Source organism: Zoogloea sp. (genome assembly GCF_041908905.1).
GTDB lineage: Bacteria > Pseudomonadota > Gammaproteobacteria > Burkholderiales > Rhodocyclaceae > Zoogloea.
In genome coordinates, this window is sequence record NZ_JAYREK010000026.1 from 1 (window position 1) to 23144 (window position 23144).

Sequence of the window (23144 nt, forward strand, 5' to 3'; positions counted from 1 at the left end):
GCGTTGACCCCACCAAGGACTGGTTCCGCGCCCGCGGCGAGCGCCACGCCTACCTGCCCTGGTGGGGCCTGCGCAAGGACGTGAAGTGGGAGGGCTACATGCAGGGGTATTCCCAGTGAGGGCTGGGAGGTCGTGCCTTGCTTTTACCCATGTGCTTCAAGCTGCTTGGGTCCGCGACAGCGCCAACAATCTGGCTAGGTGCGGGACGGGATCATTAGTCAAATGCACGTTATTTGTTGCGTCTTGTGACGCAGGTTGCTGCAGCGCCCCGATCCGGGGGGCGGGCGGAACGCCGTCACGGCGGATCCGCCGCGCCTGATCCATCATTCAGCCCTGAATTCCTCCCCCTGTCCGCCCCGATGATGCTTTTCCGCCTGCCCCGTCTTCTTGCCGCGCTGCTGCCGTCCATCCTCGCCCTGGGGGTGCAGGCGGCCGGGGCGCCGCCGGAGGCGCCTGAGTGGAGCGAGGAGCCGCCGGCCATCGCGCGCCTGCTGGAGGGCGGCTATCGGGCGGAGTTGAACCGTCAGCCCGGCGTCGCGGCGGCCCAGTATTGCGCGGCGGCGCGGGACGGCAGCGTGGAGGGGCAGTATCGCCTCGGCCGGCTGTACCTGATGGGGCAGGGCGTGGCACGGGACAACCAGGTGGCGATCACCCTGCTGTCGATCGCGGCCCAGCGTGGCCACGAGCGGGCGGCCAGCCTGGTGGGGCCCCTCGCCGCCGGCGAGCGCCTGCCCGATTGCCTGACCAGCGGTGCGGCGCCGGTGCTGGCCGAGGCCGACGCGAACGAGGCGGTGCCCTTCGAGGTGGTGGAGCGTTTCGTGAAGGCCCTGCCGGCCGACAAGCGCCGCCATGCGCTGCTGGTGCAGAAGCTGGCGCCGCGCTTCAAGGTGGACCCGCGCCTGGCGCTGGCGATCGTGCGCACCGAATCCAATTTCGACGCGGCGGCCCGCTCGCCGAAGAACGCCCTCGGGCTGATGCAGCTGATCCCCGACACCGCCGAGCGCTTTGGCGTGCGGGATGCCCTCGATCCGGAGCAGAACGTGCGCGGCGGCCTGGCTTACCTGCGCTGGCTGCTGAGCCAGTTCAAGGGCGACGTGGCGCTGGCCGCGGCGGCCTATAACGCGGGGGAGGGCAACGTGATGCGCTACAAGGGCGTGCCACCCTTCGCCGAGACCCAGGAGTACGTGCGCCGCATCCTCACCTTCTACCGCGCGCCGCGCCACGCCGAACTGGCGAAGGGCTGACGGCGCGGGGGCTCGCGGGCCTCAGCCCTGCAACTCGGCGTGCAGGGCGATGAATTCCTGGGTGAGCTTGTGCTTCGGGTCGAGGTGGATCATCGGCCTGGCCTGCTCGTGGCTCTCGCGGATCCGGATCGAGCTGGAGAGATAGGTCTTGAACAGCGGCAGGCCCTCGGCGATGAGTTCCTGGACGAGCTTCTGGGGCAGGCTGGCGCGGGGCTGGAACTGGTTCACCACGATGCCCTCTACCTCCAGGTTGCGGTTGTGGTCGGCCTTGATCTCCTGGACGTTGTCGAGCAGCGAGTACAGCGCGCGGCGCGAGAAGTCGTCGCAGTCGAAGGGGATCAGGCAGCGCTGGGTGGCGATCAGCGCCGAACGCGTATAGAAGTTGAGCGCCGGCGGCGTGTCGATGAACACCGCGTCGAAGTCGTCCTCGAGCTCGTCGAGGGCCTCGCGCAGCTTGAAGATCTTGTAGCGGGATTCGAGCTTGCCCTGCAGGTCGCCCAGGTCGGGGTGGGACGGCATGATCGACAGCCCGGCGTAGGGCGTGGCGTGGACGAACTCGGCGGTCTTCTTGGGGTTGAACTTGAAGTTCAGGCTCTGCTCGAAGAGGCCCGCGAGGGTGTCTTCGGCCTCCTCGGCGGCGTCGCCCAGCAGGTAGTGGGTCGAGTTGCCCTGGGGGTCGAGGTCCACGACCAGGGTGCGCAGGCCGTTCTGGGCGCTGATCGCGGCCAGGTTGCAGGTGATGGTGGATTTGCCCACGCCGCCCTTCTGGTTGAACACCACGCGTCGCATCTTTTCTCCCCTCCTGTGCGGAATATTGTCGAATGCGCGCGATTGTGCCACGCAATCGGGGTCTGTCCGTATTTACCGGGGGTGCGAAATCGCGCCCTGTCGGGTAAACTCTTATTGATTGAGAGCCGTTTGTGCCTGTTGCCGCGCAGGCGGCGCACTTTTGTCCGCATGCGGTTGCCGGGGTGCCACGCGAAAGCGTTGCCGCCGGGCGCCGTGCTGGGGCGACTGCCCATTTTCGGGCTACACCAGGATTCAAGACTCCCGGCCATGATCATCCATCAAGCGGATGAGGGCCGTTTTTCCGCTGTCGACGCTGCGTTTGTGCCGCAACGCCGTCAGAACAATAACTAGCGAGAAGAAGAGAGATACATGGACAAGGATTTCATCGCCGCCGCCCTCGATTATCACCGCAGCCCGACCCGCGGCAAGATTTCGGTGGTGCCCACCAAGGGGCTGACCAACCAGCGCGACCTGGCGCTGGCCTACTCGCCGGGCGTCGCGGCGGCCTGCGATGCGATCGTCGCCGATCCGGCCGACGCGCAGGAGTACACCTCCCGCGGCAACCTGGTGGCGGTGGTCACCAACGGCACGGCGGTGCTGGGCCTCGGCAACATCGGCCCGCTGGCCGCCAAGCCGGTGATGGAAGGCAAGGGCTGCCTGTTCAAGAAATTCGCCAACATCGACGTGTTCGACATCGAACTGGCCGAGAACGACCCGGACAAGCTGATCGACATCATCGCCGCCCTCGAGCCCACCCTCGGCGGCATCAACCTCGAGGACATCAAGGCGCCCGAGTGCTTCTACATCGAGCAGAAGCTGCGCGAGCGCATGAACATCCCCGTCTTCCACGACGACCAGCACGGCACCGCGATCATCTCGGCGGCGGCGATGCTCAACGGCCTCAAGGTGGTCGACAAGAAGATCGACGAGGTCAAGGTGGTGTGCTCCGGCGCCGGCGCCGCGGCCATCGCCTGCCTCGAGCTGTGGTGCAGCCTCGGCATCCGCCGCGAGAACGTCTTCGTGTGCGATTCCAAGGGCGTGATCTACATTGGCCGCGACGCCAACATGGAGCCCACCAAGGCCCGCTACGCCCAGGACACCGGGTTCCGCACCCTGGCCGACGCGATGGTCGGCGCCGATGTGTTCCTCGGCCTGTCCACCGCCGGCGTGCTGAAGCCCGAGATGGTCAAGACCATGGCCGACAAGCCGCTGATCTTCGCGCTCGCCAACCCGACGCCCGAGATCATGCCCGAGCTGGCCAAGGAGGTCCGCCCCGACGCCATCATCGCCACCGGCCGTTCGGACTTCCCGAACCAGGTCAACAACGTGCTGTGCTTCCCCTTCATCTTCCGGGGCGCCCTCGACGTGGCGGCGACCAAGATCACCGAGGAGATGAAGCTCGCCTGCGTGAAGGCCATCGCCGAGCTGGCCGAGGCCGAGTCCTCCGACGTGGTGGCCCAGGCCTACGTCGGCGCCGATCTCAACTTCGGCCCCAACTACCTGATCCCGAAGCCCTTCGACCCGCGCCTGATCGTCAAGATCGCCCCCGCCGTGGCCCAGGCGGCCATCGACTCGGGCGTCGCGACCCGCTCGATCGACATGGAGGCCTACGTCCAGAGCCTCAACGAGTTCGTGTATCAGTCCGGCATCGTGATGAAGCCGGTGTTCAGCATCGCCAAGCGCGTGCCCCTCGAGCAGAAGCGCGTGCTCTACTCGGAAGGCGAGAGCGAGCGCGTGCTGCGCGCGGTGCGCGCGGTGGTGGACGAGAACCTGGCTCGCCCGATCCTCATCGGCCGCCCGGCAGTGATCGACATGCGCATCGAGAAGCTCGGTCTCAACCTGCAGTCCGGCCGCGATTTCGATGTGGTGAACATCGAGTCCGACAGCCGCTACCGCGAGCTGTGGCAGGAGTACTACCGCCTGATGAGCCGCGACGGTGTCACCCCCGACTCCGCCCGCGAGGCCCTGCGCGCCGACTCCACCCTGATCGGCTGCATGCTGCTGCGCCGCGGCGACGCCGACGCGCTGATCTGCGGCACCACGGGTTCCTACGACCAGCACTTCCGCCACGTGGAGAGCCTCATCGGCCGCAAACCGGGTGCCGGCCTGCTGGCCTCTATGAACATCCTGCTGCTGCCCAAGCGGGTCATCGCGATCGCCGATACCTACGTCAACGAGATGCCCAACGCCGAGGAAACCGCCGAGATCGCCCTGATGGCGGCCGACGAGATGCGCCGTTTTGGCATCGAGCCGAAGGTGGCCCTGCTGTCCCACTCCAACTTCGGCAGCGCCCGCAGCGCCTCGTCGCTGAAGATGCGGGCGGCCCGCGAGATCCTGCAGGCCAGGGCTCCCGAGCTGCAGTGCGACGGCGAGATGCACGGTGATTCGGCCCTGTCGCCGGAGATCCGCGAGCGCCTGCATCCGGACTCGACCCTCCACGGCGAGGCCAACCTGCTGGTGATGCCCAACCTGGACGCCGCCAACATCGCCTTCAACCTGCTCAAGGTGGCCAACGGCGACGGCGTGGCGGTGGGCCCGATCCTGCTCGGCAGCGCCCGCTCGGTGCACATCCTGACCCCGTCGGCGTCGGTGCGCCGGCTCGTGAACATGACCGCCCTCGCGGTGGTCGATGCCCGCGAGCAGCGCGAGCAGCAGGCCGGCTGAGGCTGCGCCTTTTTGCACGCCGCTCCCCACGGGGCGGCGTGCATGCGCCGCGCATGTTGCGCTGCGTCCGGTACAATCGGGGTGTCCAGCTTCGTCAGAGGTGATGCATGCCCCAGCCCATTCGCCATCTCATCCGTTTCGACCAGACCGGCGGCCCCGATGTCCTGCAGTGGGTCGAGGCGCCCCTCGACGCCCCGGCGGCGGGTGAGGTGCAGGTCCGTCACCGGGCGGTCGGCGTCAATTTCATCGATACCTATCACCGCTCCGGGCTCTACCCGGTGCCGCTGCCTTCCGGCCTCGGCCAGGAGGCGGCCGGCGTCGTCGAGGCGGTGGGCGAGGGTGTCTCCGAATTCTTGCCGGGCGACCGGGTTGCCTACGCCGGCGGGCCCGTCGGCGCCTATTCCGACGTCCGCAACATCGCCGCCGCCGAGCTGGTGAAGCTGCCCGAGGCCCTGTCCTTCGAGCAGGGCGCGGCGGTCATGATGCAGGGCCTCACCGCCCAGTATCTGCTGCGGCGCACCTACCGCGTGCAGCCGGGCGACACCCTCCTCATCCACGCGGCGGCGGGTGGCGTCGGCCTGATCGTATGCCAGTGGGCGAAGGCCCTCGGCGCCACCGTGATCGGCACCGTCAGCTCCGACGAAAAGGCCGAGCTGGCCCGCCGGCACGGTTGCGACCACACCATCGTGACGAGCCGCGAGAAGGTGTCCCAGCGGGTGCGCGAGCTCACCGCCGGCGAAGGCGTGGCGGTGGTATACGACTCCGTCGGCAAGGACACCTTCTTCGATTCCCTGGCCTGCCTGCGGCCCCTCGGCATGATGGTCAGCTTCGGCAACGCCTCCGGCCCGGTGCCGGCCTTCGAGCCGTCCCTGCTGATGAAGATGGGCTCGCTCTTCCTGACCCGCCCGACCCTGTTCCATTACACCCAGCGTCGGGCCGACCTGCTGGCGATGGCCGGCGAGTTGTTCGACGTGGTGGCCTCGGGGCAGGTGCGCATCTCGGTCAATCAGCGTTATCCGCTCCGGGATGCGGCCCTTGCCCATGCCGCGCTGGAGGCGCGGCGCACCACCGGTTCCACCGTATTGATTCCGTGACCATGAAAAGCCTGATTTCCCGTGGCGGCCTGCTGGCCGCCGTGCTCGCCCTGTCGTTCGGCCTGTCGCCCCGCCCGGGCCTCGCCCAGCCGCCGGCGCCGGTCCTGACGCCGACCCAGGTCGCCTACCTGCAGGCCGAGACCCGCCGCATCGAGGACGCCTTCGTGCAGAAGGTGATGCTCATCACCGGCGCCAGCCGCGAGCAGGTGCTCCGGGCGATCCCCGCCAAGGGCCGGCTCACAGACCGCCTGCCGCGCATCTACAACTCCCTCGAGCGGGATCTCAAGGCGCCCCTCACCGACGAGCAGCAGGGCCGCATCTACGCCGCCGAAGGCGAGCGCAAGCAGGCCCTCAAGGAGCTGCCGGCCCAGGCGGCCGCCAAGTAGCGCAGGGCAGGGCCCCGGCCGGGGTCAGAAGAACTCGATGTCGCCGCCGGGCTGCTCGCGCACGCTGACGCGGCCCTCGGCCAGCAGTTGCTCGTAGTTGGCGAGCTGGTTGCGGCCGCTCTCCTTGGCCACATACAGCGCCTCGTCGGCGCGCCCGACGATCTCGGGGATGGTGTCGTCGGCCTTGATCATGGTGAAGCCGATGCTCGCCGTGACCTGGCCGATCTGCGGGAAGTCGTAGGCTTCGATGGCCCGGCGGAAGCGTTCGAGGGCGCTGCGCACCTCCTTTTCGGAGGCGGCCCGCAGCACGATCACGAACTCCTCGCCGCCGAAGCGGAACAGCTTGTCCTGCTGGCGGAAGCTCTGCCGCATGATGCGGGCGAGCAGCAGCAGCACCTCGTCGCCGTACAGGTGGCCGAACTGGTCGTTGATGCGCTTGAAATGGTCCACGTCCACCACCGCCAGCCAGTGCTGGTAGCCGTCCCGGGGGCGGCGGCGCTGGCCGGAGCCGTCCGAGCCGAGGCGGGCGATGTTGCCGAGGATCTTGCCGATGTTCTCGTCGAAGGTCTTGCGGTTGCGCAGCCCGGTGAGGGTGTCGCGCTCGCTGTAGTCGAGCAGGTTGAGGTAGTTGCGGTACAGCCCCAGGAAACCCTCCGCGGTGCCCAGGTCGTCGTCGACCAGGGCCCGGGTACAGATCACTTCGAGCACGCCCAGCACGCCCCGCTCGAGGCTGATCGGGAAACAATGCACGTAGAGGCCGTTGGCTTCGTCGTGGCGCAGGATGATCTGCACCTGATTGACGCAGGCTTCCATCTCGGGCCGCTCGGTGACCGGCGTCGGCTCGTGTTCTTCGTCGAATTCGGAGTTGAAGCGCAGGCCGTCCGTGCCCACGTGGGTGACCTGTTCGAGCAGCGGCGTGTCACCCTCGTTGAGCACCTTGTAGAGGTTGACCTCGGTGGCCTTCACCAGCTCGAAGAGGGCCGACGCGACCCCCAGCTCGAGGAGGCTGCGGTCCCTGTGCTGGGTGATCGACTCGACGTGTTTGAGGACGTGGATCATGGTGCCTGGGGTTTTGCATGACAACCCATGATTATATTGACGAAAAGCGCCGCGGCGTGGGTTGTTTCAGCAAGGCGGCATCGGTCACGCCGGCCCTGCGGCGCCAGGGGTGGAGCCGGCACGCGCTGGGTATAATCCTCCCGCCGCCGCTCGATGCTTGCCCGCACGCCCGGAAACCGCATGAGCACTGATTGTCGTGCCTTTGCCGGCGCGTCCTGCCGCCGTTTCCAGGATAATCCAGCCTGATCCGTTACCGCCCTGGCGCCTCCCTTGAACTACGACACTTTCATCAACGTCCTGTTTTCCCGGGTCGAGACGGCAGCGGTCACCCGTGCCCTGGTGGTAGCCAACGCGGTGATCTTCGCGCTGCTCGCGCTCGCCTGCATGAGCCCGCTGCTGATCCCCTCGGAGCTGCTGATCCGCGTCGGCGGCAATTTTGCGCCGCTGGTGCAGAAGGACCAGCCCTGGCGCCTGCTCACGGCCCTGTTCCTGCACGGCGGGCTGCTGCACGTGGGCCTCAACATGCTGGCGCTGCACCAGGCCGGGCAGGTGGTCGAGCGCCTGTATGGGCGGCTGGGGTTCGCGGTGCTGTACCTGGTGGCCGGGCTGCTCGGCAACCTGGCCAGCCTGTGGTGGAAGCCCGGGCCGGTGAGCGTTGGCGCCTCGGGCGCGATCTTCGGGGTGTATGGGGCGCTGCTCTCCTACCTGCTGCTCCAGCGTGGCTCGGTGCCCAACGAGATCTTCCGCGAGATGCGTTCGGGCACGCTGGGTTTCATCGGTTATTCGCTGTTCGCCGGGTTCTCGATTCCCGGCATCGACAACGCCGCCCACCTCGGCGGCCTTCTCGGCGGGCTGGTGATGGGGGCGGCGCTGGCCCGGCCGCTGGTTGCCCCACAGCCGGTGGACTGGCGTACGCCCCGGGCGCTGGGCGGGCTCGTGGTGTGCGCCGCCCTCGGCGCGGCGATGTGGCTGTCGGCGCCGCAGACGGTGCAGCGCTTCGAGATGGACAGCGCCTTCAACCAGACCCTGCAGCGCTTCTCGCTGGAGGAGCAGGAGCTGCTGCGGGAGCAGGGCGAGCTGCTCGAGGGGCTGCGCCAGAAGCAGTTCACCGAGCTTGCCGCCCTCGAGCGGCTCGAGCGCGACCTGATCCCCGGCTGGGAGCGGGCCATCACCCAGCTCGGCTGGCGCCAGGTGCCGCCCGGCCAGGACATGCACCGCGACGAGCTGGTGCATTACGCCGAGGCCCGCCGCGACGCCCTCAAGGCCCTCGCCCAGGGCCTCGAGACGCGCCAGCCCCTGTGGTTCGAGCGCTCCCGCACGCTGCAGCTGCAGGCCGACAACATCCTGCTGCAGATGCGCCTGCGCCGCTCGCTGGAGGCCTCCGGCGGCCGCTGATAAATTGCCGCCGCGGGGGTGATGGCGCCGTGGGTGGCAGGTAAAATCCGCCCATGCCTGAATCCCACGCCCCCCGCTTCGTCCACCTGCGCCTCCACACCGAGTACTCGATCTCCGACGGGATCGTGCAGGTCGATTCCGCCATCGCCCGCGCCGCCGCCGACGGCATGCCGGCCCTCGGCATCTCCGATCTGGCCAACCTGTTCGGGATGGTCAAGTTCTACAAGGGTGCCCGCGGCAAGGGCATCAAGCCGATCATCGGCGCCGACTGCTGGATCACCGCCGAGCCCGACCGGGACAAGCCCCACCGGGTGCTGCTGATCTGCAAGAACCGCAAGGGCTACGGCCAGCTGTGCGAGCTGCTGACCCGCGCCTACATGGAAAACAAGTACCGCAGCCGGGCCGAGATCCGCCGCGACTGGCTCACCGCCGAGTCCGCCTCCGACCTGCTGTGCCTCTCCGGCGCCCGGGACGGCGACGTGGGCCAGGCGATCGCCGCCGGCAACACGCGCCTCGCCGAGACCCTCGCCGCCGACTGGTCGCGGCGCTTCCCCGGCGGCTACTACATCGAGCTCCAGCGCGCCGGCCATCCGGGCACCGAGGCCTACATCCGCGACGCGGTGGCGATCGCCAACCGGCTCGAGCTGCCGGTGGTGGCGACCCACCCGATCCAGTTCACCCGCCCCGAAGACTTCAAGGCCCACGAGGCCCGGGTGTGCATCGCCGAGGGCTACGTGCTGGCCGACAAGCGCCGGCCCAAGGAATTCACCGAGCAGCAGTACTTCAAGACCCAGGACGAGATGGCGGCGCTCTTCGCCGACCTGCCCGAGGCCCTCGAGAACAGCGTTGAGATCGCCCGCCGCTGCTCGCTCACGGTGCAGCTCGGCAAGAACTTCCTGCCGCTCTTCCCGACCCCCGAGGGCATGAGCCTCGACGACTTCCTGATCCAGGAAGCCAGGACCGGCCTCGAGGAGCGCCTCGCCCAGCTCTACCCGCACCCCGAGGAGCGCGAGCAGCAGCGCCCGCGCTACGAGGAGCGGCTCAAGTTCGAGACCGACACCATCATCCAGATGGGCTTCCCGGGCTACTTCCTGATCGTGGCCGACTTCATCCAGTGGGGCAAGAACAACGGCGTGCCGGTGGGCCCCGGGCGGGGCTCGGGGGCGGGCTCGCTGGTGGCCTATTCGCTCAAGATCACCGACATCGACCCGCTGGCCTACGCGCTGCTGTTCGAGCGCTTCCTCAACCCCGAGCGGGTGTCGATGCCCGACTTCGACATCGATTTCTGCCAGGACAACCGCTACCGCGTGATCGAATACGTGCGCGAGCGCTACGGCAAGGACGCCGTCAGCCAGATCGCCACCTTCGGCACCATGGCCTCGAAGGCCGTGGTGCGCGACGTCGGCCGCGTGCTCGACCTGCCCTACGGCCTGTGCGACCGGCTCTCCAAGCTGATCCCGGTGGTGCAGAACAAGCCCCTGTCGCTCGCCGACGCCCGCGATCAGGAGCCGCAGATCAACGAGCTGATGAACGACTCCAGCGACGGTGAGTCGATCCAGGAGCTGTGGGGGCTCGCCGAGCCCCTCGAGGGCCTCACCCGTGGCGTCGGCATGCACGCCGGCGGCGTGCTGATCGCCCCCGGCAAGCTCACCGACTTCTGCCCGCTCTACATCGCCGACGGCGAGGATGCCACCCCGGTGTCCCAGTTCGACAAGGACGACGTGGAGGCGGTGGGCCTCGTCAAGTTCGACTTCCTGGGGCTGCGCAACCTCACCATCATCGAGCTGGCCCTCGAATACGTCCAGCGCCTCACCGGCCACCGGCCCGACCTGATGAGCCTGGGCTTCGAAGACCAGGCCGCCTACCAGATCCTCCGCGACGCTAACACCACCGCGATCTTCCAGGTGGAATCGGACGGCATGAAGAAGCTCCTCAAGAAGCTGGCCCCCGACCGCTTCGAGGACATCATCGCCGTGCTCGCGCTGTACCGCCCGGGGCCGCTCGGCTCGGGGATGGTGGACGACTTCATCCTGCGTAAAAAAGGCCAGCAGGCCATCGACTACTTCCACCCGGACCTCGAAGGCTGCCTGTCGCCCACCTACGGGGTGATCGTGTACCAGGAACAGGTGATGCAGATCTCCCAGATCATCGGGGGCTACACCCTGGGGGGTGCCGACATGCTGCGCCGGGCGATGGGCAAGAAGAAGCCCGAGGAGATGGCCAAGCACCGCGAGACTATCGCCGCCGGTGCCCGGGCCAAGGGCTACGACCCGGCGCTGGCCGAGCAGCTCTTCGACCTGATGACCAAGTTCGCCGAGTACGGCTTCAACAAGTCGCACACGGCGGCCTACGCGGTGGTCACCTACCACACCGCCTGGCTGAAGGCCTACCACTGCGCGGCCTTCATGGCCGCCACCATGTCGGCCGACCTGGACAACACCGACACCATCAAGATCTTCTACGAAGACACGGTGGCCAACGGCATCAAGGTGCTGCCGCCGGACGTCAACGCCTCCGACTACCGCTTCGTGCCCACCGATGCGAAGACGATCCGCTACGGCCTCGGCGCCGTGAAGGGCGTCGGCGAGCCGGCGGTGCGGGCGATCCTGGCGGCGCGGGAGGCGGGCGGGCCCTTCAAGGACCTCTTCGACTTTGCCTGCCGGGTCGACAAGCGCCTCGCCAACCGCCGCGTCATCGAGGCCCTGGTGCGGGCCGGCGCCTTCGACACCATCGCCCCCAGCCAGCCGGCCGAGCGCCATACGCTGCTCGCCAGTGTCGGCCTGGCCATCGAGGCCGCCGACCAGATCGCCGCCAACGCGCTGCAGAGCGGCCTCTTCGACATCCCCGGCGAAGCCGCGCCGCCGATGGCCGACTACGTCAAGGTGCGCCCGTGGGGGGAGCGGGACAAGCTCAAGGAAGAGAAGATCGCCATCGGCTTCTTCCTCTCCGGCCACCCGTTCAATGCCTTCAAGGACGAGGTACGGCGTTTCGTGCGGCGCCCGCTCGCCAACGTGGAGCCGAGCAAGGACCTCATCACCCTGGCCGGCGTGGTGATGGAGGTGCGCGCCAAGATGACCGCCCGCGGCAAGATCGCCTTCGTGCTGCTCGACGACGGCACCACGCCGCGGGAGGTGTCGGTGTTCTCCGAGGTCTTCGACAACAACCGCCAGCGCATCGTGGTGGACGAGGTGCTCATCGTCGACGCCAAGGTGAGCAACGACGACTTCTCCGGCGGCCTGCGCATCGTCGCCGACAAGCTGATGACACTCGGCGAGGCCCGCGGCCGCTTTGCCCGCGCGCTGCACATCCGCCTGAACGGCGAGGTGGGCGAAGCCGGCGGGGCGGTGGCGGCGGTCGACCGCCTGCAGGCCGCCCTCGAACCCTTCCGCGAGGGCGAGTGCCCGATCCGCGTGCGCTACCGCAACGCCAGCGCCGAAGGCGAGCTGCCCCTCGGCCCCAGCTGGCGCGTGCGCCCCGACGACGACCTGCTGGCGAGCCTGCGCGAATGGCTGCCGCCGGAGGCGGTCGAGGTGGTGTATGGGTAGGCCGAGTGATGCGTGACGCGCTGCGCGTGGCAGGCCAGGTGGGGCGGCGGTTTGCTGGATAGCCCCGCGCGCAGGGCCAGCCGGAAGGCTGCCTTGGTCTGACCCGCCGTGGGTGACTGCGGTGGATGCCGCAACCCCGCGCTCAGGGCCAGTCGGCCCGCCGGGTTTGTGCGGCGGGGGCGGCCGGGGCCGCGTCCGCAAGCCCCCCGTGATTCGGGCCGGGAGGCATTGCCCGGCCCGGTGCGCCTTTTACTTTTTCAGCGCCTTGGCAAACGCGCTGGCGAGGGACCCGGCCATTGCCGCTTCGCGCTGGGGCTTGGCTGCCGCGCCGTGTCTGCCGCCGCGCGGGTCGCGGGGCTCGCGGGTGCCGTTGCCCTGGCCGGCGGCCGGGGGCTGGTCGCCCATGCGCATGGTGAGGGCGATGCGCTTGCGGGGCAGGTCGACCTCCAGCACCTTCACCTTCACCACCTGGCCAGCCTTGACGACGCTGTGGGGGTCTTTCACGAAGCGGTCGGCGAGGGCCGACACATGCACCAGGCCGTCCTGGTGCACGCCGATGTCCACGAAGGCGCCGAAGTTGGTGACGTTGGTGACCACCCCTTCGAGGATCATGCCGATGGCGAGATCCTTGAGGTCTTCGACCCCCTCCTTGAAGCTGGCGGTGGTGAACTCGGGGCGCGGGTCGCGGCCGGGCTTGTCGAGTTCCTTCAGGATGTCCTGCACCGTGGGCAGGCCGAAGCGCTCGTCGGTGTAGCGGTCGGCCTTGAGCTGGCCGAGCAGGCGGCTGTCGCCCATCACGTCGCGCACGCCTTTCTGGATATCGGCGAGGATGCGCTCGACCACCGGATAGGCTTCGGGGTGCACCGCCGAGGCATCCAGCGGGTTGTTGCCGCCCATCACGCGCAGGAAGCCGGCGGCCTGTTCAAAGGTCTTGGGGCCGAGGCGCGGCACGTCGAGCAGCGCGGCGCGGTTGGGGAAGGGGCCGTTGGCATCCCGGTGGGCCACGATATTGGCGGCCAGGGTGGGGTTGAGGCCGGAGATGCGGGTGAGCAGCGCCGCGGAGGCCATGTTCACATCCACGCCGACGGCGTTCACGCAGTCTTCGACCACCGAATCGAGGGCCCGCGCCAGGCGGCTCTGGTTGACGTCGTGCTGGTACTGGCCGACGCCGATGGATTTGGGGTCGATCTTGACCAGCTCGGCCAGCGGGTCCTGCAGACGGCGGGCGATGGAGACGGCGCCGCGCAGGCTCACGTCGAGGTCGGGGAACTCCCGGGCGGCCAGCTCGGAGGCGGAATACACCGAGGCGCCGGCCTCCGAGACGACGATCTTGGTCATGGCGAGCGCGGGGCGCAGCTTGATCAGCTCGGCGGCGAGCCTGTCGGTCTCGCGGCTGGCGGTGCCGTTGCCGATGGCGATCAGCGAAACCCCGTGCTTCTCGCACAGCTTCGCGAGGGTGTGCAGGCTGCCGTCCCAGTCGCGGCGGGGCTCGTGGGGGTAGATGGTGGCGGTGTCGACGAGCTTGCCGGTCTGGTCCACCACCGCCACCTTGACGCCGGTGCGCAGGCCCGGGTCGAGGCCCAGGGTGGCGCGCGGGCCGGCGGGGGCGGCGAGCAGCAGGTCTTTCAGGTTGCGGCCGAAGACGCGGATGGCTTCTTCTTCGGCGCGCTCGCGGAGCTGGCCGAGCAGCTCGAGTTCGAGGTGCAGCGAGATCTTGACGCTCCAGGCCCAGCGCACCGTCTCGCGCAGCCAGGCGTCGGCCGGGCGGCCCTGGTCCTTGATGCCGAAGTGGCCGGCGATGCGCCCCTCGCAGGGGTTGGGGCCGGCCGGGCTGCCGTCGGTGGGGTCGGAGTCGAGGGCCAGCTGCAGGCGCAGGAAACCTTCGTTGCGGCCGCGGAACAGGGCCAGCGCCCGGTGGGACGGCACGGTGCCGATGGCTTCGCGGAAATCGAACCAGTCGCGGAACTTGGCGGCGGCGGGGTCGGTCTCCTTATCGGTGATCACGGTGGAGGCGACGACGCCGTGGTCGTTGAGGTATTCGCGCAGCTTGCCGAGCAGCTCGGCGTCTTCGGCGAAGCGCTCCATCAGGATCTGGCGGGCGCCGTCCAGCACGGCCTTGGTGTCGGCAAAGCCGGCATCGGCGTTGAGGTAGGCGGCGGCTTCCGTCTCCGGCGTCAGGGTCGGGTCGGCCAGCAGGGCGTCGGCCAGCGGCTGGATGCCGGCCTCGCGGGCGATCTGGGCCTTGGTGCGGCGCTTCTGCTTGAAGGGCAGGTAGAGGTCTTCGAGGCGCTGCTTGGTCTCGGCGTTCTCGATGGCTTCGCGCAGCGCCGGGTCGAGCTTGCCCTGTTCGGCGATGCTGTTGATCACCGCGGCGCGGCGCTCCTCGAGTTCGCGCAGGTAGCCGAGGCGTTCTTCGAGGTTGCGCAGCTGGGTGTCGTCGAGGCCGCCGGTGACTTCCTTGCGGTAGCGGGCGACGAAGGGCACCGTCGCGCCTTCGTCGAGGAGCTGCACCGCAGCGATGACCTGGCGGGGTTGTACACCTAACTCGGCGGCAATGCGTTGTTCGATCGGCAGAAGCATGGGCAGGCCCGGATTTCAAAAGGGCGCATGGTGCCCAATCTCCGGGCTTGCCTGCAAGCCCGTCGAGGAGGGAGTTTCCGGTAAAATCCCCCGATTATTCGTGTCGTGGACAGGGTCTTTGTCCGCGCACCCCACGCCGGTCGCCGTTTTTGGCGCATCCGGCCACGCTGGAGATGACATCTTATGAATCACGTATTTGCTGCGCTGGCAGTGGCAGCGTTCGGCATGGTGGTGCTCGGGGGCGATGCCTCCGCCGCGCCCCAGCCGACGCAGGTCAAGCCGGCTCACAAGCAGGCGGCCCCCAAGGCGGCCGCAGTCAAGGCGCCGCCCAAGGCGGCTGCCAAGGCCGCGGCCACCCGCGCGCCGGCAGCCAAGGCCGAGCCCGTCAAGTCGCGGGCCGAGCGTCGCGCCGACAAGCGCGTCGCCGACAAGGACAAGGGCCGGGCCGACAACACCGTCGTGGCCAAGGGCCGCAATGCCAAGGAGCGTGTCGAGAAGGACGTGCCGGCGAAGGGGCGCAAGGCCACCGAGCGGGACGCCGCTGGCAAGAAGGCCGCCGCCCAGGCGCCGGCCAGGCCCGAGCGCATGACCCGGGCCGAGGCCCGGGCTGCGGCCCGCGAGGAACGCCTGGCGGCCCGCGGCCGGAAAGCCCGCGATGCCCGCGAGGAGCCGGTGCGCGAGGCCCGCGGGCGTCAGGCCCAGCTCCGCTCCGAGCTGCGTGAGCCGCCGCCGCGCAGCGCGCGCCAGGCCGCCGTCGAGCCGGCGCTCCGGACCCCCGTGCCGCCGCCGGCGGCCGCCCGTCCGGCGCCGCTGCCGGCGCCCATGCCCGCACCGGGGCCGGCCACCCGGGGCATCGGCCGGGAAGCCTTCGTGCCGACCACGCCCCCGGTCCCGCGCAGCGAGGCCGTGCGCCAGCTGCGTTCGCCCCAGCCGCTCCAGCCCGCACAGCCGCCTGCTGCGCCGGTGGGGCGCCAGTCCGTGACGATCCCGCCGCCGCAGCCGGTCGCCCCCGCTGTTCCGCAGCTGCGCCCGACCACCGAGGCGCCGAAGCCGGTGGCGGTGCGCCCGGCGGCGCCCGTGGTGCCGGCCTACGCCGCGTCCTCCAGCAGTCTGTCGGCTGCCGAGGCTGCCGCTGCGGCCGCCGCCGCGATGTCCGCTGCCCGCGCGGTCGAGTCGGCGCCGGCTCCGGCCCCTGTTCCCGCGGCCGCACCAGCCCCCGCGCCAGCGCCGGTGCCCCATTCGCCGGCGGTGAGTGCGCCGGCCCCGGCGCCGCTGGCCGCGCCGGCGGTGGTCCAGCGCCCCGCCCGTGGCGTGGCGCGGGCCTACGCGATGGATGGTGCGACCTTCTACCAGGGCGGGCGCAAGATCCGGGTCCAGGGCCTCGACGCGCGTGAGCCGGGCATGACGTCCGAACACGCCACCCAGCGCCTGCAGCGGGCGCTCGATGGCGGCAGCCTGAGCATCGAGCCGGTCGACACCGACAGCTCCGGACACGTCATCGCGGTGGTGCGGGTCAATGGCCGCAATGTTGCCGAAACAGTGAGGGCTGGCACGAACTAAGACAAATTGAGGGGGGCGTGGCCCCCTCTGGCAGACTATGATGCGGCAGCGTTTCCGGTGGGGAGGCGCTGCCGCTTTTTTTGTGCTGGCCCGGCGGCTCGGTGGTCATGGGGCGCGAATGGTGTTCAGGCGATGAGTCAAGGATTCAGAACGGATATTCAGGCCCTCCGCGGTCTGGCTGTGTCACTGGTCCTGTTCTATCACGCGGGCTTCGATTTCCTGGGGGCCGGCTTCCTGGGGGTGGACGTCTTCTTCGTCATCTCCGGCTTCCTGATCACCGATATGGTTCGCAAGGAGGTCGAGGCGGGGCGCTTCAGCTTCAAGACCTTTTATTTCCGGCGGGCCAAGCGCCTGCTGCCGGCGGCCTACGCGACCTTCCTGGCGTCGGCCGTCGTGGCGCCTTTCGCGCTCAACGCCCAGGAACTGCAGGATTTCATCAAGCAGGTCTGGGGCGCGGTGACCTTCAGCGCCAACCTGGTGCTGCTGATGCAGACCGGCTACTTTTCCGGGGCGGCCGACCTCAAGCCGCTGCTGCACACCTGGTCATTGTCCATCGAGGAGCAGTACTACCTGTTGCTGCCCGCCTTCCTGGCGTTCACGCCGCGCCGCTACTGGGTGCCCGGCGGGGTGCTGATGTTCGTGGCCAGCCTCGGGATGTGCCTGGGCCTGCAGTCGTTCAAGCCGACCGCCACCTTCTACCTGTTGCCGACCCGGGGCTGGGAGCTGGGGGTCGGCTCGATGATCGCGCTGATGCCGGGGCTGATGCTGCGTCTCCAGCCCGTGCTGGCGGCCTTGTTCTGGCCGGCGGTGGCGGTGCTGGCGGTGATCCCGGTGTTCCCCACCGGCCTGCCGCACCCGGGGCTCGATGCGCTGCTGGTGTGCCTGGCGACGGCGGTGGTGATCGCCCGACGCCACCCGTTGCTGGAGCGGGCGCTGGTGTCCCGCGCCCTGGCCCGCGTCGGCGACGTGTCCTATTCCCTCTACCTGGCCCACTGGCCGCCCTTCGCCTTCCTCAAGAACGCGTCGGTCTCCACTGTGACGCCGCTCCAGAGCCTGCTGACCCTGATGGTCGGGATCGGCCTCGGGCTGCTGCTCTACCGCTGCGTCGAGATGCCGACCCGCCGCTGGCAGCCGCAGCCGTCCCGGCGCTTCGCGCTCGGTACGCTGGCCGCGTCCTGCGGCGTGATCGGGGTGCCGGTGGCGATGGCCGCCGGGCTGGCGTCCGACGTCGATTACGCCCATGTGCGCCGGGCCAACGACGGCTTCTCGTCGGCCTGCGTGTATGAGACGCCCTTCAGCCCCAAGCCCGAATGCCAGAGCGCGCCGAACCCCAGCGTGATGGTGTGGGGCGATTCCTTCGCGATGCACCTGGTGCCGGGCATCGTCGCGACGACGCGTCGCGGCGTGCAGCAGGCGACCCGCGGAAACTGCCCGCCGACGGTGGGGCTGGCGCCCTTGTCGGACGTGTTTTACCAGCGCCCGTGGAGCGAGGCCTGCATTGCGTTCAACGATTCGGTGCTGGATTACCTGCGCCGGACGAAATCCATCGAGGTGGTGGTGCTCTCCAGCCCCTTCCGCCAGTTGCTGACGCCGGAGGACCCGCGCAACCACTGGCGCACCCTCGCGCATCAGGACGGCACGCTGGTCGAGGGGGAGGCGAGCATCGAGCGGGCCGAGGCGGCCTTGCGCGCGACGGTGCGGGCGCTGACCGGGATGGGCAAGCGGGTCGTGCTGGTGGCGCCGCCGCCGGCCTCGGGCTTCAGCATTGGCGCCTGCGCGGAGCGCCGGGCCCAGGGCAAGCTGGTGCTGGGCGCGCCGCGGGCCGACTGCGACGTGCCGCTGGAGGCCTACCGCCAGCGCTATGCCCGCACGGCCCGGCTGCTCGACGCCCTGAAGGGCGAGCCGGGCCTGGCGCAGGTGTCCCTGGACGGGCCGCTGTGCGATGCGTCCCGCTGCGTGAGCCACCTGGACGGGCAGCTACTGTATGTGGACAGCGTGCACCTGACCCACGAGGGGTCGGTGCTGCTGGCGCGCAAGCTGGGGCTGGCGGCGCAGCTGGAGCCGGGGGCCGCCGCGCCACGCTGACGGTGCCGCGCCCCGGCGGGATTACATCGCCACCAGCGACTGGCGGCCCCACCAGCCGGCGCCGGGGGCGAGCTCGACGGGTTCGCGCACGGCGGCCGCCTCGACGCACAGCATGCGGCGGAAGCCGTCGCGGGGCATGTCGGCGAGCTGGGCGCATTTGTCTTCCCACGGGTTCCAGATCACCACGTCGGGGAAGTTCTGGCTGTGGATGCCCATCGCACGGTTGTCCTCGCGGACCAGCAGGGTCGGCGGGGCGTTGTGGTAGATGCGGTCCACCTCGCCTTCGATGGTGAGGCCGACGCCGGTCTCCTTCTTCAGGCTGTCGCCGGCGGCGCTGTCGCAGTATTCGAGGCCACGCAGGCCCTCGATGCGCAGCGCCTCGACCTCGCGCACCTTGAGGTAGGTATGCAGCGCGGCGGTGAAGTGGAAGGGCGCATCGCCGGTGTTGTCCACTTCCAGCTCCAGGTCGAGGCGGTCGCCGCCGATCGAGATGCTCATCTCGGCGCTGAAGGCGTGGGGCCACAGGGCGCGGGTGGTGGCGTCGTCGGTGAGGCGCAGGGTGGCGAGGGCAAAATCCTTGCCGGCGCGGGTGTTGCCGACTTCCCACTGGCGGGTGCGGGCGAAGCCGTGCTTGGGCAGCGGGCCGCGGCCGGCGAATTGCGGGAAGCACAGGGGCACGCCGCCGCGGATCGGCGTGGCGCCGTCGAACACGGCGTCGGGGCTGAGGTAGAGGCGGTCTTCGCCGCCGGCGGGCACCCAGGACAGCACCTGGGCGCCGAACAGGCTGATGAGGGCCACGGCGCCGTCGGGCGTCTGCAGCTTGAGGACGGGCTGGCCGTGGAGCTCGGCGGTTTCGATCTGAGCGTTCATGGGTGGGTCGGGTGGGTTTGTCAGGCGGGCGATTATCCTGGAAACGGCAGTGGGACGCGCTTGTGGGTGCGTCCGGGCGGGTGTCTGGTGCAAAGCGACCGCTGCAGGCCCATGCCTGCAGGGCAGAGCGACAAAACCAGGCGCCCGCGCAGGCGTACCCGCGAGCGTGCGGCGCCGTCACCTTCCGGGAAAAGGTCGGCGAGGGCCCGAAGGCGCGTGCTCGTGCGGCTCCTTGGCTGGGGGAAAGCGGTCACCTGCCATTTTTAGGATGATAGCCCAGCCACTTCACGATGGCGGAAGCAGGTGGTGAGGTGGTCGTTGACCAACCCCGCCGACTGCATGAAGGCGTAGCAGATGGTGCTGCCCACGAAGCGGAAGCCGCGCTGGCGCAGTGCCTTGCTTAGGGCGTCGGAGAGCGGGGTGCTGGCCGGCACCTGGCCGAGGTCGTCCCAGGAGTTGTGGATGGGGCGGCCATCCACGAAGCGCCACAGCCACCCATCGAAGCTGCCGAACTCGGCCTGCACGTCCAGGAAGGCGCGGGCGTTGCCGATCGTCGCGGCGATCTTGAGGCGGTTGCGGATGATGCCGGGGTTGGCGAGGAGCCGGGTTTCGTCGTCGGGGCCGAAGCGCGCCACCCGCGCCGGGTCGAAGCCGGCGAAGGCTGCGCGGTAGTTGTCGCGCTTCTTGAGCACGGTGAGCCAGGACAGGCCCGCCTGGGCGCCTTCGAGGGTGAGCAGCTCGAACAGCGCCCGGTCGTCGTGCAGCGGCACGCCCCATTCGCGGTCGTGGTAGGCCTGGTAGAGGGCGTCCTGCCCGCACCAGCTGCAGCGCGTGGGCGTGTCGGAGGCCGTGGTCATGGGGGGTTGCTCCTCGAGATGCGCCAGGGCGCCCCGGGTATTCCCGGCGCGCCCTGGTTGGTGTGCGGTAGCGGCGGGGCCCGGAGGCCCCCGTCGGCTCAGCCCTGCAGCGGCAGCACGCCGTGCTTGATGGTGTTGTCTTCCGGGTCGTTGGTGAGCACGAAGCCGAGGCTGCTGACGAACTTCAGCATGCGGTCGTTGTTCGACAGGAAGATCCCGGTCATGGCCTGCAGGCCGCGGTTGCGGGCGGTCTCGATGAGCACGCCCATCAGCCGTCGGGCGAGGCCGCGGTGCTGCCAGTCCTCGGCCACCACGATGGCGAACTCGCAGGTCTCGCCGTCGGGGTTGACCGCGTAGCGGCAGACGCCGATCTCGACTTCGTTGCCGTTTTCGTCGGGGATGATGGCGACGAAGGCCATCTCGCGGTCGTAGTCGATCTGGGTGAGGCGGGCAACCATCGCGGGCGGCAGCTCGCGCATGGTGTTCATGAAGCGCAGGTACTTGGTCTCGGGCGAGAGCTTGCGGACGAACTCGATCTCGAGCTCGGCGTCCTCGGGCTTGATCGGCCGCACGGTGATCTCGCCCTCGGGCATCGACAGCTTGGTGATGAGGTGCGACGGGTAGGGGTGGATCGCCATGTGGTCGTAGCGGTCCGCCGTCGGGGCGATGTTGTCGACGGTGATGCGGGCATCGACGGCCACCGCGCCGTTCTCGTCGACGATCAGCGGGTTGATGTCGATCTCGCGGATCCAGGGCAGCTCGCAGACCATCTCGGAGATCCGCAGCAGCACGAACTCGAGGGACTCCATGTTGATCGGCGGCATGTTGCGGTACTCGCCGAGGAGGGTCGCGATGCGGGTGGACTTGATGAGATCCTGCACCAGGTAGTTGTTGAGGGGCGGCAGGGCGACGGCGCGGTCGGCCTGGATCTCGACGTGGGCGCCGCCCTCGCCGAAGGTGATCACCGGCCCGAAGATCGGGTCGCGCACGGCGCCGACCATCAGCTCGCGGCCGTAGGGCTTGATGATCATCGGCTCGATGGCGACGCCGTTGATGGTGGCGTCGGGGCGCTTGCGCTTCACGTCCTCCAGGATTTCCTGGTAGGCACTGCGCACCGCGGCGAGGCCGTTGAGGTTGAGGCGCACGCCGCCGGTGTCGGCCTTGTGGGTGATCGAGGGCGAGTCGATCTTCATGGCCACCGGCAGGCCGAGCTCCTCGGCGAGCACCATGGCCTCGGTGGCCGAGCGGGCCACGACGGTCTGGGCGATGGGGATCCGGAAGGCCGCCAGCAGGGCCTTGGACTCCATCTCGTTGAGGTTCTTGCGCCGCTCGGAGAGGGCCGTCTCGATGACCAGCCGGGCGCTCTCGACGGAGGGCGGGTTGAGATCGGACGACAGGGACGAGGGCGTCTGCACCAGCAGCTTCTGGTTGCGGTAGTAGGCCGAGATGTGGCCGAACAGCTCGACCGCCGGCTCGGGGGTGCCGAAGGTGGGGATGCCGGCCTTCTCGAAGAGCTCGCGCCCTTCGCGGACCTGCTCCTCGCCCATCCAGCAGGTAAACAGCGGCTTGTCGGCGTTGCGCTCGATCTCGATGACCTGCTGGGCGACCTCGGTGGCGGAGCTCATGGCCTGAGGGCACAGCATGGTGAGCACGCCCTCGACGTTCTCGTCGGCCAGCACGACCTCGAGGGTCTTGCGGTAGCGCTCGGCGTCGGCGTCGCCGATGATGTCGATGGGGTTGCCGTGGGACCAGTTGACCGGCAGGAACTCGTTGAGCTTGGCGACCGTCGCGTCGCTGAGCTTGGCCAGCGGGATGCGCAGGTCGGCGGCGCGGTCGGCGGCCATCACGCCCGGCCCGCCGCCGTTGGTGATGATCGCCAGGTGGTTGCCGCGGGGGCGGAAGTGGGAGAACAGGGCGTTGGCGGCGGCGAACAGCTGGCCGAGGTTGTAGAGGCGGATCACGCCGGCGCGGCGCAGGGCGGCGTCGAAGACCGTGTCCTCGCCGACCATCGCGCCGGAGTGCAGCTGGGCGGCGCGGGAGCCGACCGGGTGGCGGCCGACCTTGATCAGCAGCACCGGCTTGACGCGGGCAGCGGCACGCAGCGCGCTGACGAAGCGGCGGGCGTCCTTGATGCCCTCGACGTACAGGAAGATGCTCTCGGTGCGGGAGTCCGACACCATGTATTCGAGGACTTCGCCGAAGTCGATGTCCACCGAGGTGCCCAGGGAGATCACCGACGAGAAGCCGACGTTGTTGGGTTTGGCCCAGTCGAGGATCGCCGAGCACAGGGCGCCGGACTGGGAGATGAAGCCGATCGAGCCCTTGCCGGCGCCACCGTGGGCGAAGCTGGCGTTGAGGCCGAGCTCGGGGCGCAGCACGCCGAGGCTGTTGGGACCGAGCACGCGGATGCGGTGGCGGCGGGCGTTCTCGTAGGTGTTCTTCTCGAGCATGCGGCCGCGGGGGCCGGCGTCGGAGAAGCCGGCGGTGATGATCACCACGGCCTTGGTGCCGGCGCGGCCGCAGGCATCGACGATGGCCGGGACGCGGTCGGCCTTGGTGGTGATGATGGCGAGGTCGAGGCGGTGGGGGATGTCCTCGACACTGCGGTAGCAGGGGACGCCGAACACCTGCTCGTATTTGGGGTTGACGGCGAACAGCTTGCCCTTGAAGCCGGCTTCCAGCATGTTGCGGACGACGACGGAGCCCAGCGATCTCTCGCGTTCGGTGGCACCGATCACGGCGACGGAGCGGGGCTCGAAGAGGGGGGTGAGATAGTGCTGTTCGTTCATGATGGCTGCCCGGTGGATGCGATTCTCATGCCTAACGGCCGGTTCCGGCCGCGCTTAAGCCTGCGTGCAATGTGGGTTTGAATTTTACCCCGCGTTCCCCTGCCATGGCATGAGTAGAAGTACGCAATTATTGCGTCGCACAACACGGCTTATGACCTAGATCAAACCCTGCGGATTCAGCGCCTTGGGCGGAGCGGCGAGGTCGTCCGGAGCACGACACCTTCGGA

General features: G+C 69.2%; 14 protein-coding genes. 8 read left to right on the forward strand and 6 right to left on the reverse strand.

Annotated elements, in window-relative coordinates:
- Positions 1 to 359 precede the first annotated feature (359 nt).
- Entirely contained in the window at positions 360 to 1244 is an 885-nt protein-coding gene (locus ACE3OU_RS13415) for a transglycosylase SLT domain-containing protein (RefSeq protein WP_374242059.1), read from the forward strand.
- 21 nt (positions 1245 to 1265) lie between these two features.
- Here ACE3OU_RS13415 and ACE3OU_RS13420 read toward each other — a convergent pair whose 3' ends face one another.
- Positions 1266 to 2033 (reverse strand): ParA family protein, encoded by a 768-nt coding sequence (locus ACE3OU_RS13420; RefSeq protein ID WP_374242060.1) that lies wholly within the window; start codon positions 2031 to 2033, stop codon positions 1266 to 1268.
- A 369-nt stretch (positions 2034 to 2402) separates the two neighbouring features.
- Between ACE3OU_RS13420 and ACE3OU_RS13425 the strand changes: the two genes are divergently transcribed.
- From ACE3OU_RS13425 to ACE3OU_RS13435, 3 genes are all read left to right on the forward strand, one after another.
- A complete protein-coding gene (locus ACE3OU_RS13425) occupies positions 2403 to 4697 on the forward strand; it encodes an NADP-dependent malic enzyme (RefSeq protein ID WP_374242061.1) in 2295 nt (764 codons plus the stop codon).
- A gap of 119 nt (positions 4698 to 4816) precedes the next feature.
- Positions 4817 to 5791 carry a quinone oxidoreductase gene (locus ACE3OU_RS13430; RefSeq protein ID WP_374242102.1) on the forward strand — a complete coding sequence of 325 codons (975 nt, stop codon included), beginning with the start codon at positions 4817 to 4819 and terminating at the stop codon, positions 5789 to 5791.
- A 2-nt stretch (positions 5792 to 5793) separates the two neighbouring features.
- The gene (locus ACE3OU_RS13435; protein WP_374242062.1) at positions 5794 to 6177 is read left to right on the forward strand and encodes a hypothetical protein; all 384 of its coding nucleotides are present in this window, start codon (positions 5794 to 5796) and stop codon (positions 6175 to 6177) included.
- A 24-nt stretch (positions 6178 to 6201) separates the two neighbouring features.
- On the opposite strand, the gene ACE3OU_RS13440 is transcribed toward ACE3OU_RS13435, so the two are convergent.
- Complete coding sequence (locus ACE3OU_RS13440) at positions 6202 to 7236, reverse strand: GGDEF domain-containing protein (RefSeq protein WP_374242063.1); 1035 nt, start codon at positions 7234 to 7236, stop codon at positions 6202 to 6204.
- Between the two features lie 270 nt (positions 7237 to 7506).
- Here ACE3OU_RS13440 and ACE3OU_RS13445 point away from each other — a divergent pair, with 270 nt between their 5' ends.
- Together ACE3OU_RS13445 and dnaE are read left to right on the forward strand one after the other, a co-directional pair.
- On the forward strand, positions 7507 to 8631 hold the full coding sequence (locus tag ACE3OU_RS13445; protein WP_374242064.1) for a rhomboid family intramembrane serine protease: 1125 nt from the start codon (positions 7507 to 7509) through the stop codon (positions 8629 to 8631).
- A gap of 53 nt (positions 8632 to 8684) precedes the next feature.
- Positions 8685 to 12176 carry a DNA polymerase III subunit alpha gene (dnaE, locus tag ACE3OU_RS13450; RefSeq protein ID WP_374242065.1) on the forward strand — a complete coding sequence of 1164 codons (3492 nt, stop codon included), beginning with the start codon at positions 8685 to 8687 and terminating at the stop codon, positions 12174 to 12176.
- A 249-nt stretch (positions 12177 to 12425) separates the two neighbouring features.
- Here dnaE and ACE3OU_RS13455 read toward each other — a convergent pair whose 3' ends face one another.
- Entirely contained in the window at positions 12426 to 14756 is a 2331-nt protein-coding gene (locus ACE3OU_RS13455) for a Tex family protein (RefSeq protein WP_374242066.1), read from the reverse strand.
- Positions 14757 to 14939: 183 nt separating this feature from the next.
- Between ACE3OU_RS13455 and ACE3OU_RS13460 the strand changes: the two genes are divergently transcribed.
- Together ACE3OU_RS13460 and ACE3OU_RS13465 are read left to right on the forward strand one after the other, a co-directional pair.
- Positions 14940 to 16316, forward strand: coding sequence for a hypothetical protein (locus ACE3OU_RS13460; RefSeq protein ID WP_374242067.1), 1377 nt, complete (start codon positions 14940 to 14942; stop codon positions 16314 to 16316).
- 132 nt (positions 16317 to 16448) lie between these two features.
- On the forward strand, positions 16449 to 18401 hold the full coding sequence (locus ACE3OU_RS13465) for an acyltransferase family protein (RefSeq protein WP_374242068.1): 1953 nt from the start codon (positions 16449 to 16451) through the stop codon (positions 18399 to 18401).
- A 21-nt stretch (positions 18402 to 18422) separates the two neighbouring features.
- Here ACE3OU_RS13465 and ACE3OU_RS13470 read toward each other — a convergent pair whose 3' ends face one another.
- The 3 genes from ACE3OU_RS13470 to ACE3OU_RS13480 all read right to left on the reverse strand — a co-directional run bounded on the left by ACE3OU_RS13470 (position 18423) and on the right by ACE3OU_RS13480 (position 22917).
- Positions 18423 to 19271, reverse strand: coding sequence for a D-hexose-6-phosphate mutarotase (locus ACE3OU_RS13470; protein ID WP_374242069.1), 849 nt, complete (start codon positions 19269 to 19271; stop codon positions 18423 to 18425).
- A gap of 263 nt (positions 19272 to 19534) precedes the next feature.
- The gene (locus tag ACE3OU_RS13475) at positions 19535 to 20128 is read right to left on the reverse strand and encodes a DNA-3-methyladenine glycosylase I (RefSeq protein ID WP_374242070.1); all 594 of its coding nucleotides are present in this window, start codon (positions 20126 to 20128) and stop codon (positions 19535 to 19537) included.
- A 98-nt stretch (positions 20129 to 20226) separates the two neighbouring features.
- Complete coding sequence (locus tag ACE3OU_RS13480; protein ID WP_374242071.1) at positions 20227 to 22917, reverse strand: GNAT family N-acetyltransferase; 2691 nt, start codon at positions 22915 to 22917, stop codon at positions 20227 to 20229.
- Positions 22918 to 23144: the final 227 nt, after the last annotated feature.

Bases quoted from the DNA above. Each gene is read 5' to 3' on its own strand.
- ACE3OU_RS13415 (WP_374242059.1), top strand. From the start codon at position 360: ATGATGCTTTTCCGCCTGCCCCGTCTTCTTGCCGCGCTGCTGCCGTCC.
- ACE3OU_RS13420 (WP_374242060.1), bottom strand. From the start codon at position 2,033: ATGCGACGCGTGGTGTTCAACCAGAAGGGCGGCGTGGGCAAATCCACC.
- ACE3OU_RS13425 (WP_374242061.1), top strand. From the start codon at position 2,403: ATGGACAAGGATTTCATCGCCGCCGCCCTCGATTATCACCGCAGCCCG.
- ACE3OU_RS13435 (WP_374242062.1), top strand. From the start codon at position 5,794: ATGAAAAGCCTGATTTCCCGTGGCGGCCTGCTGGCCGCCGTGCTCGCC.
- ACE3OU_RS13440 (WP_374242063.1), bottom strand. From the start codon at position 7,236: ATGATCCACGTCCTCAAACACGTCGAGTCGATCACCCAGCACAGGGAC.
- dnaE (WP_374242065.1), top strand. From the start codon at position 8,685: ATGCCTGAATCCCACGCCCCCCGCTTCGTCCACCTGCGCCTCCACACC.
- ACE3OU_RS13455 (WP_374242066.1), bottom strand. From the start codon at position 14,756: ATGCTTCTGCCGATCGAACAACGCATTGCCGCCGAGTTAGGTGTACAA.
- ACE3OU_RS13460 (WP_374242067.1), top strand. From the start codon at position 14,940: ATGAATCACGTATTTGCTGCGCTGGCAGTGGCAGCGTTCGGCATGGTG.
- ACE3OU_RS13465 (WP_374242068.1), top strand. From the start codon at position 16,449: ATGAGTCAAGGATTCAGAACGGATATTCAGGCCCTCCGCGGTCTGGCT.
- ACE3OU_RS13470 (WP_374242069.1), bottom strand. From the start codon at position 19,271: ATGAACGCTCAGATCGAAACCGCCGAGCTCCACGGCCAGCCCGTCCTC.
- ACE3OU_RS13475 (WP_374242070.1), bottom strand. From the start codon at position 20,128: ATGACCACGGCCTCCGACACGCCCACGCGCTGCAGCTGGTGCGGGCAG.
- ACE3OU_RS13480 (WP_374242071.1), bottom strand. From the start codon at position 22,917: ATGAACGAACAGCACTATCTCACCCCCCTCTTCGAGCCCCGCTCCGTC.